This window comes from Epilithonimonas sp., from assembly GCF_032054305.1.
Lineage (GTDB): Bacteria > Bacteroidota > Bacteroidia > Flavobacteriales > Weeksellaceae > Epilithonimonas.
The window spans coordinates 279,285-293,697 of record NZ_DAMBSX010000002.1; the positions used below are offsets into that span (position 1 = coordinate 279,285).

Sequence of the window (14,413 nt, forward strand, 5' to 3'; positions counted from 1 at the left end):
GTTCTGTGGTTTTTTTAATTTTACTTAATGGAAAATTCAAAATTAGGATTGGTTTTGTCTGGTGGAGGAACTCGTGGATTGGCTCACGCAGGTGTGTTGAAGTTTCTTAAAGAGAAAAATATCGAACCAAATATTCTTTCCTGTTGCAGCGCTGGCTCTATTGTTGGTTCATTGTATGCTGTTGGGAAAACTCCTGAGGAAATTTTGGATTTTTTTCAGTCTATTTATTTTTTTCATTGGAAGCATTTTACGTTTAATCAGCCTGGGTTTGTTTCGTCTGCTATTTTTACGACGTATCTCAATCCGATTTTTCAGGATATGACTTTGGGAGATTTGGAAAAAGATGTGAGAATTGTAGCCACAGAATTGATTACCGGGCAACAAAAAGTATTTGAAAAAAATTATAAAATTGTTGATGCTATTATTGCTTCGTCTTGTATTCCGGGGATTTCTACGCCTTATTTTATTAATGACGAAATGTACAGCGATGGTGGCGTTCTAAATAATTTTCCCGCCGATGTCATCCATAATGAATGCGATAAGCTGATTGGGGTTTATGTCACGCCACCACAAGATGTAAAAGCAAATGACCTTAAAACAATCCGTTCTGTTACCACAAGAGCTTATGAACTTTTGTCTCATCGAACAGAGATTTACAAATTCGCTTTTTGTGACTGGTTCATTACTTCAAAAAAATTATCCAAATACGGAATTTTTGAAAGAAATCCTCAACGCTTACAAGAGATTTTCGATATTGGATATGAAGAGGCCAAACGTTCTTTTAATGAAAATGAGGAAGAATTTACTTCAATCTTTGTAAAAAGGGAATAATGGCTTGCCAATTTTCCTCGGCATCATCATAGAAGGAAGAAAGCGTAATAGTTCCGTGATGGCCTGCAGTTTTGGAAGGGAGGTAGAAGTCTTTTTTAGTTTCCAAAGAATTGTATATTGGCTTCCATGCAGATTCCTCATTTCTTGCAGAAGCTATATAAACTGGGATTTTAACATCCTTTGCAAAGCTAGAAATACTCTTATTTTCTACTTTAAAATATTCTCCCGGTGAATAAGCGATAAGAGCTTTGTAGTCTTGAGGATGTTTTGAAGCCATATAGAATCCGAGCGAACCTGAAAAGGAACTTCCCCAATAGATTATTTTTTTTGCTTTCAACTGATTTTTAGCGTAATGATAAGACGCTTCCAAATCCGGGATTACATCTAGAAATGCTGTTGATTTTCCTTTTTTTATAGCTTCTTTTTGAGTGAGGTTTGTTACATGATTTACCATATCTCCCGATCTAAGGTCAACAGCTAAAACACTGAACCCCAACTTAACCAATCTAGGAGCAATATTTCTAAAAGCGCCCCTGCTAAAACCTGCCTGATGGTAAAGAATGATTAATGGACTACGCTTTCCGTTTCCAGAATAATAGTCAGCATAAATTGTTAATTCGTCAGACGCCAAAAAATTAACAGTTTTATAATTGTGATACTTTGCATCAGGTATTTCAGGGAAAGTATTGTCAGAAATAGATACCGTAGTTGAGCAATTGTACAGACAATTCACAAGAATAATCCAAAGTATGAAATAAAAATTTTTCATAATGCTCTATTTAAATATTTTTCTGATTATAATTGTATATTAGTTTCGATTAATCAAATATAACGCATTATTTTTAATTATTTACATTACGATATTATTCTAACCTTAAATTATTTAAAAATTAATTCTTATTTAAATTAATGATTTTGTCGCCACAAATTTTACAAAACCGAGCATTCTCGTCATTATCTTCGTTCCCGCACCTATTGCATTGAAAATTATTTTTCTTTTGTTTTCTGAATTCTGAAGTCACAATGCCCGTGGGAACTGCAATAATACTGTAACCACAAAGCATCACAATCATTGATAAAATTTTACCAACAGGTGTTCCAGGAGAAATATCACCATAACCAACTGTAGTAATGGTCACAACTGCCCAATAAACACTTTGTGGAATACTGCTGAATCCATTTTTTCCTCCTTCCACAACATACATCAATGACCCAATAATGACAATGAAAATTATCATAAACAATAGAAAGATGTAGATTTTTCTGGAACTGTGTTTTAGAGCGGAAACAATGAATCTTCCATCGTGCATATAATCAGCAAGATTGAAAATTCTGAAAACCCTTAGGATTCGAAGTATTCTTATAACCGCCACAAAATGCCAAATCGGAAAAAATAAACTAATATAAAAAGGAATAATAGAGAGGAAGTCAATAATCCCTAAGGGACTGAAAATATATTCTTCTTTATCTTTTATGCAGATGATCCTTAAAACATACTCTATTGAAAAAATAAGTGTAATGAAAAATTCCGCGTAGTAAAACTCTTTATAATATTGCAGCCTTATAATTGGAATCGTTTCTACCATTAATAAAACGGTAGAGATGAGTATTAAAAGCAATAAGCTAATGTCAAATATTTTACCTGCCTTTGTGTGTGATAAATAAACAGTTTCGTAAATTTTTTTTCTCCAGCCTTCCTCGGGAATAAGGTCAAATTCTGGTTTTATTCTCATAACTCAAAAATTGAAATTGATATGATAAAAGTAATCAAAATTAATGCTTTTTAAAATATTAGACAAAAGTCTTTTTTTTCAAGACAAAAGTCGTATATTTGTAAAAGAAAAATAAGAACGATGAAAAAATATAAAGTCACAGAAACAATAGATACTGTTCAAGAATCTGCCGCAATCTATGGATATCAGAATTTTGATGATGCGGGCGTTTTCAAGATTATAGATATTGCCCAAAGAGGCATTTCTTTTAATTTTTTTGATAATCTTGTAAAAAAATTCCCTTTTAGTTTTCAAGAGTGGGCTGGTTTTCTTCATATTTCCGGGAAAACTTTATCCAGATATCAGAAAGAAGAAAAAACGTTTGATACTTTACAGTCAGAGAAAATTCTTCAGATAGAAATGCTTTACACAAGAGGTAAAGAGGTTTTTGGTTCTTCTGAAAATTTTCTGATATGGCTACAGTCAGAGAATCTTGCTTTGGGCAAAACAAAACCACAGGATTTATTGGGCAGTAATTTTGGTGTTTCTCTTCTTATGGATGAGTTGACTCGCATAGAGCACGGTGTTTTAGCATAATATTGGATGATAGTTTATAGATTGGCGAAAGAAATTTATGCTAATGACCTTTCTGGAAAAGGCGCTGAAATAGCTGGCGGAAGATGGAATAGCAAAGGTAATTCTGCTTTGTACACAGGGCAATCTATTGCTTTGTGTGTTACAGAGATTGCTGTTCATATTCCTTTGGGTATTTTGCCCAAGGATTATCGTTTGGTTCAAATAGAGTTCCCTGAGCTTAATTTTTTCGAACCAAAAAGATTACCGAAAGACTGGAATACTTTTCCGCATCCGGATAGTACTCAGAAAATTGGAGATAAATTCCTTAAAGAGAACAAATTTTTATTTATGAAAGTTCCTTCAGCCGCGGTTCAAGGTGAATTCAATTATATCATCAATCCGAGACATAATAATTTTCCTGAGGTGAAAATCAAAAAAATAGAAAAATTTACTTTTGATGACAGACTGTTCATCAGATAAAAATATCAAATTAATGAGAATCAAAGAGTTTATAAAAGATTTTGAGCAAATCATTCCTATAAAACAGGCGGAAGATTTTGATAACGTCGGATTGCTTTGCGGAAATCCTGAGAGAGAAATCTCTGGTATTTTGATTGCGCACGATGCGCTGGAATCTGTTGTTGATGAAGCAATTGAAAAGAATTTTAATCTGATTCTTTGCTTTCATCCAATTATTTTTTCTGGATTAAAATCTATTACTGGAAAAAATTATGTGGAAAGGGCGGTTTTAAAAGCTTTGGAAAATAAAATTGCGATTTATGCAATTCACACAGCTTTTGATAATGATTATTTTGGAGTAAATTATAAAATCTGCGAAGTTCTTGGTTTGAAGAATCAAAACATTCTGATGCCGAAGCAAAATCAATTGAAAAAACTAGAAGTCTATATTCCTGTTGATTCTGCTGAGAAATTGAAAAATTCATTGTTTGAAGCTGGAGCAGGAAATATCGGTTTCTATGACGAATGCAGTTTTTCAATTAATGGAAATGGAACTTTTAAACCTTTGGATGGTTCAAATCCTGTAACTGGAACTCATAACGAAAGAGAAAATGCAAATGAAGTTTTGCTATCCGTGATTTTTGAAGATTACAAGAAAAATCAGATTCTCTTTGCGATGAAGCAAAATCATCCTTACGAAGAAGTCGCTTATCAATTAATTTCTCTCGAAAACGAAAATCAATATACTGGGTTAGGAAGATTCGGAGATTTGGAAACGGAAATGGATGAAGTTGATTTTCTGAGATTCGTGAAAGAAAAATTCAATCTTAATGTTATCAGACACAATAATTTAACTCAGAAAAAAATCAAAAGAGTAGGTGTTTTAGGCGGAAGCGGTGCAAGCGGAATCAAAGCTGCTTTATCTGCAAAATGTGATGCTTATCTCACAGGTGATGTGAAATACCACGACTTTTTTTCAGCGGTAGATAAAATGCTGATCTGCGATATTGGACATTTCGAATCAGAACAATTTGTAACTCAACAATTATTTGAAATTTTGTCCGAAAAATTCACTACATTTGCAGTCGCTAAAACGACAAAAAAAACAAATCCTGTTAATTATTTTATATAGATATGGCTAAAGTAAACGAAATTTCTGTTGAAGAAAAATTAAGAGCTCTTTACGATTTGCAAATCATCGATTCCCGTTTGGATGAGATCCGCAATACAAGAGGCGAGTTGCCGATTGAAGTAGAAGACCTTGAGATAGAAATTGAAGGTCTTGAAAAAAGAGCCCAAAAATTCGAATCTGAAATTGCTGAGCAAAATGCTGAAATCAACAGCAAAAAAGACTTGATGAAGCAAGCTCAAACTCTTATTGATAAATATAAAACACAGCAAGATAACGTTAGAAATAACAAAGAGTTCGAAGCTTTGGCAAAAGAGGTAGAATATCAGGAATTGGAAATTCAGTTAGCTGAAAAAAGAATCAAAGAATTTGGTGGGAAAATAGACCACAAAAAAGAAACTTTGTCTGATTTGAACGCTAAAATCGATGAACTAAAAAACCACTTGAACCATAAGAAAAACGAATTGGATAATCTGATCTCTGAAACTCAGAAAGAAGAAGATTATCTATTGGAAAAATCTAAAGAATTTGCCGAGAAAATCGATGACAGATTGCTGGCTTCTTATCAAAGAATCCGTCAAGGTTCATCTACAGGTCTTGCCGTTGTAGGTTTGGAGAGAGGAGCACCAAAAGGTTCTTTCTTTACAATTCCGCCACAAAAGCAAATGGAAATTGCTCAAAGAAAAAAAATTATTATCGATGAGCATTCTGGTAAAATCTTGGTAGATGACGAGTTAGTAAACGAGGAAACTGCTAAAATGGAAGATATCATCAAGTTCTAAAATCAGAATTTGATTTTAATAAATATAAAAGAGACCTGAAATTCAGGTCTCTTTCATTTTAGAGAAAATAATATAAAATTACCGGATATTAACAGATCCGGAGCTGCTTTCGTTTTTGGTCACTTTATTCAGGTCGCCTCTTTTCACAACATTGATATCGCCACTGGAAGAAGCACTTGCTGTCAAACTATTGCGAACACCAATCGTAATGTCAGCCGAGGAAGAAGTCGTAAGAACTGCGCTGTCTGCTGTTAAATTTTCAGCTTTGATATCGCCGCTTGAAGACGCTTGTGCACTTACGCTGTCTGCCTTTCCTGTGATGTTGATTCCGCCTGAAGAAGAAGATTGCATATTCAGATTTCTGGCATTGATTTCACCATAAAAATCGCCACTGCTGGAAGCTTGGATATTAATATTGTTTCCGTTGATATTTCCTTTAATGTTTCCAGAACTTGAAACTTTCACATCAAGGTCAGAAAATTTGAAATCATCTTTCAAAGTAATACTTCCACTGGAGTTGGCTACCAATCCGTTAAAATCCTTCGCATAAACTTTAATTTTGATTCTGTCAGTTGAGATGTTTAGTTTACCTTCAGATTGAATTTTTACCTGAACTTTTCTTCCGTCTTGTTTCACAACCACATATTGCATTAGGTCAGAGGGAGCGTACACAACAATTTTTTCTTCGCTGGATTTAAAAACTTCTGCACTAAGAGAAGTTGAGATTTGTAACTCATCAAAATCAACAGAATAAGATTTCTCAATCACTTCGCCTTTTCCGGAGTCTGATAATAGATGAGAAAACATCACATCATTGGAACCGTTTTTCTGTATGCAGGAAAAATTGGTAACAGAGGCCAAAAGAATTAGGGATAAAAGTTTTATTTTCATAAGTATAATTTTTTATAGTTTTGATTTGTTATTAATATGACAATTGAAAAGTATTTTTCGTTACATCAAAAAATAAAAATTTTCATTTTAATTAATTTTCTAAATTTACAGCATTAAAAATAAATCATTGATTATGAAAAATATATTGTTTGCATTCGTACTGATAGGGCTGTCTGTTTCAGCATTCGCACAATCTGGTCCACCAGCAGGTGACGCCAAAGTAGGAGAGTTCTATGGGCAAGATGTCTCTGCAAAAGCCGTTAAAAAAGCCATTTCCACAGATGAACTGAACAAAGAATTAAAAGCAACGCCGAAAATCGCTAAAACTTCCGTCAAAGGAAAAGTTACCGGTGTTTGCCCGAAAAAGGGATGTTGGGTAAGTCTGGCAACAGATTCTGGCGAAACTTTCTTCGTTAAGATGAAAGATTACGCATTTTTCGTTCCAACTGCTTTGGAAGGTAAAACTGTAGTCTTGGAGGGCAGCGCAGAAAGCAAAACCACTTCTGTGAAAGAATTGCAACATTACGCAGAAGACGCTAAAAAATCTCAGGCAGAAATTGATGCTATCAAAGAACCAAAAACTGAGACTAGATTTTTGGCAAGTGCGATCAAGGTTGTAGAATAACTTGATTTCAATATAGTTTACAAGCTTCAGATTTTTCTGAGGCTTTTTTATTTGGGCGTAACCCTTTGTTTTTCCAGAACGTTTGTCTATAAAAATCAAAGTTAGCCATAGAAAAACAAGCGGGTCGGACTATCCGCTCATATCTTTTTTTTGCCCAAGCTTTTCCCAAAGCAAAAAAAGGATAACCGCTACTATCCCTTACGCGCTCGCGCAAAAAACGACATCTGACATCCGTCATCACGCTTCCAGAATCCGATTAATCTGTGTATATTTACACTCTAAATTTTCAAAAAATGGCAGACTGGAAAACCGTTAAGGAATACCAAGATATTACCTATAAAAAATCAAATGGCGTCGCAAGAATCGCTATCAACAGACCAGAAGTCAGAAACGCTTTCCGACCAAAAACAACCTCAGAACTTTACGACGCATTTTATGACGCTTATGAAGATTCGTCCATCGGAGTTGTATTATTAACTGGAGAAGGTCCAAGCCCGAAAGATGGTGGTCACGCTTTCTGCAGCGGCGGTGACCAAAAAGCGCGAGGACATCAAGGTTATGTTGGCGAAGACGGAAGACATCGTTTGAATATTTTGGAAGTTCAGCGTTTGATTCGTTTTATGCCAAAAGCTGTTATTGCTGTGGTAAACGGTTGGGCTGTTGGCGGTGGACATTCGCTTCACGTGGTTTGTGATTTGACTTTGGCGAGTGAAGAGCACGCGATTTTCAAACAAACCGATGCTGATGTAACGAGCTTCGACGGAGGTTACGGTTCTGCATATTTAGCGAAAATGGTGGGTCAGAAGAAAGCCAGAGAAATTTTCTTTTTAGGTAGAAATTATTCTGCCCAGGAAGCGTCTGATATGGGAATGGTCAACGCTGTAATTCCTCACGCAGAATTGGAAGACACAGCTTACGAATGGGCTCAAGAAATCCTTGCTAAATCTCCAACTTCCATCAGAATGCTAAAATTTGCAATGAATTTGACAGACGACGGAATGGTTGGTCAGCAGATTTTTGCTGGAGAAGCAACGCGTTTAGCTTATATGACAGAAGAAGCAAAAGAAGGTAGAAATGCTTTCTTGGAAAAGCGTAAACCGAATTTCGGAGACGACCAGTGGATTTCTTAACTATCGAATAAATAGAGCAATTGCCTATGTTCCATTCATCTTTTATTTGCAGAAAAGCATTATTGCCACAGATGGCTTTTGCTTGTGCATTGTTTTCTGCTCAAAGTCCTTTGCAAAGAAGCATTCCTGAAAAAGAAGAGATTTCTTCAGAAGCGATAATGAAGTTCTTGACGGCTGCAAATAAAATAAAATCAACGGAATTCCACAGTTTTATGCTTTTGAGACACGGTAAAGTGGTTTCGGAAGTGTATTGGAATCCTTATCAAAAAGATTTAAAGAACAGATTATATTCCTGCAGTAAGAGTTTTACTGCGACCGCCATTGGTTTTGCTGTTCAGGAAAATAAATTGAAAGTTACCGATAAAGTCATTTCTTTTTTTCCGGATAAACAACCTTCCGAAATCAGTGATAATCTTAAAGAATTATCAATCCAAAATCTACTGACAATGTCAACGGGAATGGAAAAAGAACCTGATTTCATCCGTGGAAGTGAAAATGATTGGGTAAAAGCTTATTTGGCAGTTCCAATTGATAATAAACCTGGAAGCAAATTCAATTATAGTTCGTTGGCGACATTTATGCTTTCTGCGATTATCCAGAAAGTGACAGGTCAAACGGTTGCAGATTATTTGAAACCTAGATTGTTTGACCCGCTGGGAATCAAAGATTACGATTGGGAAAATAATCCGCAAGGCATTAATACCGGCGGTTGGGGGTTACGTGTAAAGACGGAAGATATGGCTAAATTTGCCCAGCTCTTTCTACAAAAAGGAAAGTGGAACGGAAAGCAAATTATCTCCGAAGATTGGATTAATGAAGCAAGTTCTGTACACATTTTACAAAATCCAAATGCCGATGAAAAGCTGAAAAGCGAAAACGATTGGGTTCAAGGTTATGGCTATCAGATGTGGAGAAGTCGTTTCAATTCCTTTCGTGGCGATGGCGCTTACGGACAATATATGTTGGTTTTGCCAGAACAGGATGCGGTTGTCGTTATAACAGCAGAAAGTAATAATTTGCAAGAAGAATTAAATGTCATTTGGGAAAATCTTTTACCAGCTTTTCAACCGAAAGCACTTCCTGAAAACAAATTGGCTTATCAGAATCTGAAAGATTTAGAAAGTAAGATTTCTATTGAAGCTTTAAAAAGTGACATCTTCCCGAAAATCAATAAATCGTATTCATTCACTGAGAATAACGATAAATATCAATCTGTTTCATTAATTTCAAAAGGAGAAAAATTAGAAATGAAATTGACCATTAATGGAAAAGCTTATCCTTTCGAATTCACTTCAGGTAAGTGGAATCAGCAAGAAACAATGAGGATTCAGCCAACATCGGATAGAAAATCTTTAACGGATAGTTACAAACTTTATCCTGCAAAAATCACAAATAGTTTCCGTTGGAAAGATGAAAATACTTTGGAGCTGAAAACAATTTATCTGGAAACGCCGCATTCACATTGGATGACGATTTCATTCAAAGATAATTCTATTGATTTCGAAATAAAAAACAGTGCAGATTTTGGTGCAAAAACAACGACTTTAAAAGCCACAGAAATAAAATAAATGAAACATTGGATACAAGCTGCAAGGCTTAGAACTTTACCACTTTCTTTGAGTGGAATTATTATGGGAGCTTTCATTGCAAAATGGAGACTTTCTGAAAATGGAGGAACTTGGGATTGGAGAATTTTCGCTTTGGCGCTTTTAGTGACATTATTATATCAAATCCTTTCCAATTTTGCCAACGATTATGGCGATGGTGTAAAAGGAACAGACAAAAATAGAATAGGAGAAGCTGAGCAACGAGCTGTGGCTTCTGGTAAAATTACAGCCAATCAAATGAAAAATGCTGTGATTTTGTTATCGATTTTATCTTGTATTGCAACGGTTGCATTATTATATGTTGCTTTTTATCCAGCGAATATCAAAGAATTCTGGATTTTTATTGGCTTAGGAGTGGCTTGTATTTTGGCTGCGATTGGTTATACGGTTGGTAAAAAACCTTATGGATATTTAGGATTGGGAGACGTTTTTGTATTCATTTTTTTCGGATTGGTTTCTGTTTGTGGAAGTTATTTTCTCTTCACAAAAACCTTCGATTATGATATTCTGATTCCAGCTTCCGCTATAGGAATGTTGAGTATGGCAGTTCTAAATCTCAATAATATGAGAGATATCGTGAATGACGAATTATCAGGTAAGAAAACTTTCGCATTGAGATTAGGCTACAAAAAAGCAATGATTTACGAAATCATCTTGTTACAATTACCAATTCTATTAATGCTAGCTTTTCTGATGTACAATGGATTTCAGGAAAGAGGTCTTTATTATCCTTTTATCGTGATGATATTGATATTTCCTTTCATGAAATTGAGAAGAAGTGTAATGGCAATCAAAGAACCCAAATTATTAGACCCATTTCTAAAACAAGTCGGAATCTTAACTTTTATGATGGCTGTTTTGACGGCTGTCGGACTTAATTTTGTTATTTAATGATATGAATAAATTCCAAAAAATAATTTCTTTTTTATCAATAGTAACTTTTGCAACCTTTTGTTTATTGTTGCTTAAAGAATTATTATTTAGTGGATTATCAATATCGGAAATAGATGTTCTTCCAATTTTTTTAGGAATTGTTTTGTTAATTGATTTTATAATTTCATTACAAATTTTAAAAGAAAGAATATCACACAATATAATTATTTTAATAATTCAAATTTTAATAATCATTTTTTGTTTATATCTGATTTATTATTTTAATTATGAAGCAGTAATAATTGATTAAATTTAGTATAAAATGAAAATAAAATTCTTAGGACAAAACTGTTTTTTGTTCACATACAATGGAAAAACGATTCTTGCTGACCCTTTTTACAACTATCAGAAAGAGCAATCTGGTTTTGATATCAAAGCTCAGAAAATCGATTATGTTTTGATTACTCACGCACACGGTGACCACATTGCTGATGTGAAAGAAGTCCTTGAAAATCACCCTGATGCGACCGTTATTGGGCAGCCGGAGATTTGCGGATATTTTGGACATTCTAATAATATTGATATTAATTTTGGAGGTTCTGCAAAAATCGATGATTTGAAGATTTCTATGGTTCCTGCATTACACACAAGTTCTTTCCCAGACGGAAGTTATGGAGGTTTAGCAGCTGGATATATTTTCAGATTTCCGGATAGAAGAAATCTTTATTTAGCTGGAGATACTGGTGTAAGTTCAGAAATGAGCTTGTTCCCGCAGGTTTTTGGGACTTTAGACCTTTCAATCCTTCCTGTTGGGAAACATTATACAATGTGTCCTAGAAAAGCGGCTTTTGCAGCATCAGAATTATTGAAGACACCAAAAGTTATCGGTTGTCATTTCGATACTTTTCCACCGATTGAAATCAATCACGAAGAAGCGAAAAAGCATTTCTCAGATAAAAATATCGAGTTTTCTTTACCAAAATTAGGAGAGGAGTTCGAATTCTAACAAAAAATTAAGAGATTAAGTAATTTCAAAATCTTGAATATTGCTTAATCTCTTAAAATATAGAAATAAAAAATGGCAAGCTACCTAAATCACACCGCTACAACCGATTACCTTTGCTGCGTTCCCACCCTGGAGGATTCTCAGGAGCTGGTTGTTTAGGACTTGCCAGGGCAAAGATAAAATTTAATATTGAATTAAAAAATGAGAAACACAGAATATTAAGATTATTAATCCAATTATGATTTTAAAAAACTGATTCTCAGAATTAAAAATTTTCAATTTTTTAGAAAAATAAAATTATGACAAAAAATCCGGTAGCCATTGGCTTTGGTTTATTTTTAGCGACAATGTTGACTTTCTTCGTTGTTTATTACTTTTTCGCAGATGCCAATTATTTTGATACTAGTATGAAAGTCAATGCTTTTGGGATGACTTTTCTTTACGTATTAGCTGGATTTCTTTCAGTTCTTTGGTTGCGTGGAAACAATAAAATCACTTATCCGCAAGCTTTCAAGCAATGTTTCTTGACTTTGTTCGTTGGAGGTGGACTTTCTATCTTGGCGATTTTTGCTTTTCTGAATTATGCAGATACAGAAGCAAGAGAAATGCTGAATCATCAATACATCCAAACAGAAATGAAAAATCTGGATGAGTCTTATGCAAAACTGAAAATTGAAGCGGCCAATCAAAAAGATAGAAATAAAGTAAAAGAATTAGAAGATAATTATAAAGAGCAAAAATTAGCAAGAGACATTGCAAAAAAGGAAAACAGAAACTATTTTTCTTTCCAATTTTTGTCAGCTATTTTTGGTGGATTTTTACTATTTTATTTACTTTTGTCTATTATCATCGCTGGATTTTTGAAAAACAAAAAACGATATGAGTAAGATGTTGGATAATAAATAATTATAGGGTTTTATTTAAATTAATGATTTACTCTAAAATTAAAAATCTAATATCTGATATCTAACATCTAACATCTTTTTATAAAAAATGAATCTTTCTATAATCGTCCCATTACTTAACGAGCAAGACTCTCTGGAGGAGTTGTTCACCAGAATCGACAACGTTTGCCGAGACAACAAATTATCTTACGAAGTCTGGTTCATAGATGACGGAAGTACGGATTTATCTTGGTCTATCATAGAAAATATGAAAATCCAAAATCCACAAATTCACGGGATTAAATTTTCCAAAAACTATGGGAAATCACAAGCGCTTCACGCCGCTTTTGAAAAAGTGAATGGTGACGTGATTATCACGATGGACGCTGATTTACAGGATTTTCCAGAAGAAATTCCTGAACTTTACGAAATGGTAAAGACAGGTAATTACGATATTGTAAGCGGTTGGAAAAAGAAACGTTTTGATAATGTGATGACCAAAAATATTCCATCAAAACTCTTCAATGCAGCAGCTAAAAAAGTGTCTGGAGTTTCGCTTCACGATTTCAATTGTGGCTTGAAAGCTTACAGAAAACAAGTTGTAAAATCCATCGATGTTTATGGCGATATGCATCGTTTTATTCCGGTTTTAGCAGCAAATGCAGGTTTCAGAAATATTACAGAAAAACCGGTTCAGCATCAGGCAAGACCTTATGGAACTTCGAAGTTTGGGACAGAACGTTTTATTCGTGGTTTTTTGGATTTGATAACGCTTTGGTTTGTCAGCAGATTTGGCGGAAGACCGATGCATTTTTTTGGTGCAGCAGGAACTTTGATGTTCATCATCGGATTTTTATCAGCCATTTGGTTAGGAATTTCGAAACTGATTGACGTTTACATTTTCAAAATCTATGGAAATCTGATTGCCGATAATCCTTGGTTTTTTATCGCATTGACGATGATGATTTTGGGAAGTTTACTTTTTGTAGCGGGATTCTTAGGCGAATTAATTATCAGGAGCAACCGCGACCACAAGAATTATCATATTGAGGAAATGATATAATTATTTCATTTTAAACGCTGTTTTTGTCATTCCGTAGGAATCTCAACAGTATTTATTAAACGATTAATTATAAAAATTTAGATTCCTACGGAATGACAAATATTATGTTTTATATTTCGTCAATTAACAAATTCAAAGAATGAAAAAAATATTATACTTATTTCTAATCCTAACAATCGTTTCTTGCGGAAAAGTCTCTCCAAAAGGAGAAATCCAATCTAAAGATGTAGAATTGTCTGAGTTTTCTAAATTAGATTTAAAAGGAAAATTCAGAGTGTTTTATGTTCAAAGTCCACACAACTTTGTGAATGTAGAAACTTATCCTAATTTCTTTGATAATCTTAATATTGAAGTTAAGGATAAAAATTTGTCAATCACAGAGAAAAGCGAAACAGACAAAGTGGATTTTTATAATATCACGATTTACGGAAAAAATCCTTTTGATGTGATTAAAATAGCTGATTCTGTAGAACTTAACATTTCAAGTCAAATGAAAGTTGAAAATTTCGCTCTTCATTTAAAAGATAATGCTAAATTTATCGGTTCAGTGATTTCAGAAAAATCTGAGATAGAAATGACGAACAAAAGCCGAGCTAATCTGTTGGGAAAAACAACTTTAGCCAAGCTTAATATCAAAGATACTGCGAGTATTATTTCGCCGTATTGGTATATCAAAGATTTGGAAATTGAGTCTCAGAACGGAAATTATGCAGAACTGAACGTAGATGAGGAGATCAAAGGAAAAATCGGTAATACATCAAAATTGATTTATTATGGAAATCCTTCGAAAAATCTGAAAGTGACTGATAAAGCGACTTTGGAGAATAAGAAAATTAATTAAGAAA

Annotated in this window: 16 protein-coding genes and 1 other RNA gene; 13 read left to right on the forward strand and 4 right to left on the reverse strand. The window is 34.1% G+C overall.

What is annotated here, in order from left to right; genetic code table 11:
- Nucleotides 1–27 precede the first annotated feature (27 nt).
- Nucleotides 28–831 (forward strand): patatin-like phospholipase family protein, encoded by an 804-nt coding sequence (locus RTX21_RS05230; protein WP_312765799.1) that lies wholly within the window; start codon nucleotides 28–30, stop codon nucleotides 829–831.
- On the opposite strand, the gene RTX21_RS05235 is transcribed toward RTX21_RS05230, so the two are convergent.
- Nucleotides 803–1,600, reverse strand: coding sequence for an alpha/beta fold hydrolase (locus RTX21_RS05235; protein ID WP_312765800.1), 798 nt, complete (start codon nucleotides 1,598–1,600; stop codon nucleotides 803–805). The two genes, RTX21_RS05230 and RTX21_RS05235, sit on opposite strands and share 29 nt — an antisense overlap.
- A 121-nt stretch (nucleotides 1,601–1,721) precedes the next feature.
- Complete coding sequence (locus RTX21_RS05240; RefSeq protein WP_312765801.1) at nucleotides 1,722–2,564, reverse strand: ion transporter; 843 nt, start codon at nucleotides 2,562–2,564, stop codon at nucleotides 1,722–1,724.
- A 120-nt stretch (nucleotides 2,565–2,684) separates the two neighbouring features.
- Here RTX21_RS05240 and RTX21_RS05245 point away from each other — a divergent pair, with 120 nt between their 5' ends.
- The 4 genes from RTX21_RS05245 to RTX21_RS05260 are packed head-to-tail and all read left to right on the forward strand — an operon-like array spanning nucleotide 2,685 to nucleotide 5,489.
- Entirely contained in the window at nucleotides 2,685–3,140 is a 456-nt protein-coding gene (locus tag RTX21_RS05245; RefSeq protein ID WP_312765802.1) for an antitoxin Xre/MbcA/ParS toxin-binding domain-containing protein, read from the forward strand.
- 6 nt (nucleotides 3,141–3,146) lie between these two features.
- Entirely contained in the window at nucleotides 3,147–3,599 is a 453-nt protein-coding gene (locus tag RTX21_RS05250) for an RES family NAD+ phosphorylase (RefSeq protein WP_312765803.1), read from the forward strand.
- A gap of 13 nt (nucleotides 3,600–3,612) precedes the next feature.
- Nucleotides 3,613–4,710: a Nif3-like dinuclear metal center hexameric protein gene (locus RTX21_RS05255; protein ID WP_312765804.1), complete on the forward strand. Its 1,098-nt coding sequence runs from the start codon at nucleotides 3,613–3,615 to the stop codon at nucleotides 4,708–4,710.
- A gap of 2 nt (nucleotides 4,711–4,712) precedes the next feature.
- Nucleotides 4,713–5,489: a hypothetical protein gene (locus RTX21_RS05260; protein ID WP_312765806.1), complete on the forward strand. Its 777-nt coding sequence runs from the start codon at nucleotides 4,713–4,715 to the stop codon at nucleotides 5,487–5,489.
- Nucleotides 5,490–5,567: 78 nt separating this feature from the next.
- Here the strand turns inward: RTX21_RS05260 and RTX21_RS05265 are convergent, their stop codons facing one another.
- A complete protein-coding gene (locus RTX21_RS05265) occupies nucleotides 5,568–6,380 on the reverse strand; it encodes a head GIN domain-containing protein (protein ID WP_312765807.1) in 813 nt (270 codons plus the stop codon).
- A gap of 133 nt (nucleotides 6,381–6,513) precedes the next feature.
- On the opposite strand from RTX21_RS05265, the gene RTX21_RS05270 reads away from it, so the two are divergent.
- From RTX21_RS05270 to RTX21_RS05290, 5 genes are all read left to right on the forward strand, one after another.
- A complete protein-coding gene (locus RTX21_RS05270; protein WP_248877136.1) occupies nucleotides 6,514–7,005 on the forward strand; it encodes a DUF4920 domain-containing protein in 492 nt (163 codons plus the stop codon).
- A gap of 293 nt (nucleotides 7,006–7,298) precedes the next feature.
- Nucleotides 7,299–8,135: a 1,4-dihydroxy-2-naphthoyl-CoA synthase gene (locus tag RTX21_RS05275; protein ID WP_312765810.1), complete on the forward strand. Its 837-nt coding sequence runs from the start codon at nucleotides 7,299–7,301 to the stop codon at nucleotides 8,133–8,135.
- Between the two features lie 26 nt (nucleotides 8,136–8,161).
- Complete coding sequence (locus tag RTX21_RS05280) at nucleotides 8,162–9,703, forward strand: serine hydrolase (RefSeq protein ID WP_312765811.1); 1,542 nt, start codon at nucleotides 8,162–8,164, stop codon at nucleotides 9,701–9,703.
- Nucleotides 9,704–10,633, forward strand: a complete 930-nt coding sequence (gene menA / locus RTX21_RS05285) for a 1,4-dihydroxy-2-naphthoate octaprenyltransferase (protein ID WP_312765812.1) — start codon at nucleotides 9,704–9,706, stop codon at nucleotides 10,631–10,633.
- Nucleotides 10,634–10,937: 304 nt separating this feature from the next.
- The gene (locus tag RTX21_RS05290) at nucleotides 10,938–11,621 is read left to right on the forward strand and encodes a metal-dependent hydrolase (RefSeq protein ID WP_312765814.1); all 684 of its coding nucleotides are present in this window, start codon (nucleotides 10,938–10,940) and stop codon (nucleotides 11,619–11,621) included.
- A 70-nt stretch (nucleotides 11,622–11,691) separates the two neighbouring features.
- Here RTX21_RS05290 and ffs read toward each other — a convergent pair.
- An RNA gene (ffs, locus tag RTX21_RS05295) (signal recognition particle sRNA small type) lies at nucleotides 11,692–11,789 on the reverse strand.
- A 131-nt stretch (nucleotides 11,790–11,920) separates the two neighbouring features.
- On the opposite strand from ffs, the gene RTX21_RS05300 reads away from it, so the two are divergent.
- The 3 genes from RTX21_RS05300 (at nucleotide 11,921) to RTX21_RS05310 (ending at nucleotide 14,409) form a co-directional block, all read left to right on the forward strand.
- A complete protein-coding gene (locus tag RTX21_RS05300; protein ID WP_312765815.1) occupies nucleotides 11,921–12,508 on the forward strand; it encodes a DUF4199 domain-containing protein in 588 nt (195 codons plus the stop codon).
- A 106-nt stretch (nucleotides 12,509–12,614) separates the two neighbouring features.
- Nucleotides 12,615–13,568 (forward strand): glycosyltransferase family 2 protein, encoded by a 954-nt coding sequence (locus RTX21_RS05305; protein WP_312765816.1) that lies wholly within the window; start codon nucleotides 12,615–12,617, stop codon nucleotides 13,566–13,568.
- A 139-nt stretch (nucleotides 13,569–13,707) separates the two neighbouring features.
- Nucleotides 13,708–14,409 carry a GIN domain-containing protein gene (locus tag RTX21_RS05310; protein ID WP_312765817.1) on the forward strand — a complete coding sequence of 234 codons (702 nt, stop codon included), beginning with the start codon at nucleotides 13,708–13,710 and terminating at the stop codon, nucleotides 14,407–14,409.
- The last annotated feature ends 4 nt before the right edge of the window (nucleotides 14,410–14,413 follow it).

What these genes read in the sequence shown, in the direction of transcription:
- RTX21_RS05230 (WP_312765799.1), top strand. Translation starts at nt 28, where the DNA reads ATGGAAAATTCAAAATTAGGATTGGTTTTGTCTGGTGGAGGAACTCGT.
- RTX21_RS05235 (WP_312765800.1), bottom strand. Translation starts at nt 1,600, where the DNA reads ATGAAAAATTTTTATTTCATACTTTGGATTATTCTTGTGAATTGTCTG.
- RTX21_RS05240 (WP_312765801.1), bottom strand. Translation starts at nt 2,564, where the DNA reads ATGAGAATAAAACCAGAATTTGACCTTATTCCCGAGGAAGGCTGGAGA.
- RTX21_RS05245 (WP_312765802.1), top strand. Translation starts at nt 2,685, where the DNA reads ATGAAAAAATATAAAGTCACAGAAACAATAGATACTGTTCAAGAATCT.
- RTX21_RS05250 (WP_312765803.1), top strand. Translation starts at nt 3,147, where the DNA reads ATGATAGTTTATAGATTGGCGAAAGAAATTTATGCTAATGACCTTTCT.
- RTX21_RS05255 (WP_312765804.1), top strand. Translation starts at nt 3,613, where the DNA reads ATGAGAATCAAAGAGTTTATAAAAGATTTTGAGCAAATCATTCCTATA.
- RTX21_RS05260 (WP_312765806.1), top strand. Translation starts at nt 4,713, where the DNA reads ATGGCTAAAGTAAACGAAATTTCTGTTGAAGAAAAATTAAGAGCTCTT.
- RTX21_RS05265 (WP_312765807.1), bottom strand. Translation starts at nt 6,380, where the DNA reads ATGAAAATAAAACTTTTATCCCTAATTCTTTTGGCCTCTGTTACCAAT.
- RTX21_RS05270 (WP_248877136.1), top strand. Translation starts at nt 6,514, where the DNA reads ATGAAAAATATATTGTTTGCATTCGTACTGATAGGGCTGTCTGTTTCA.
- RTX21_RS05275 (WP_312765810.1), top strand. Translation starts at nt 7,299, where the DNA reads ATGGCAGACTGGAAAACCGTTAAGGAATACCAAGATATTACCTATAAA.
- RTX21_RS05280 (WP_312765811.1), top strand. Translation starts at nt 8,162, where the DNA reads ATGTTCCATTCATCTTTTATTTGCAGAAAAGCATTATTGCCACAGATG.
- menA (WP_312765812.1), top strand. Translation starts at nt 9,704, where the DNA reads ATGAAACATTGGATACAAGCTGCAAGGCTTAGAACTTTACCACTTTCT.
- RTX21_RS05290 (WP_312765814.1), top strand. Translation starts at nt 10,938, where the DNA reads ATGAAAATAAAATTCTTAGGACAAAACTGTTTTTTGTTCACATACAAT.
- RTX21_RS05300 (WP_312765815.1), top strand. Translation starts at nt 11,921, where the DNA reads ATGACAAAAAATCCGGTAGCCATTGGCTTTGGTTTATTTTTAGCGACA.
- RTX21_RS05305 (WP_312765816.1), top strand. Translation starts at nt 12,615, where the DNA reads ATGAATCTTTCTATAATCGTCCCATTACTTAACGAGCAAGACTCTCTG.
- RTX21_RS05310 (WP_312765817.1), top strand. Translation starts at nt 13,708, where the DNA reads ATGAAAAAAATATTATACTTATTTCTAATCCTAACAATCGTTTCTTGC.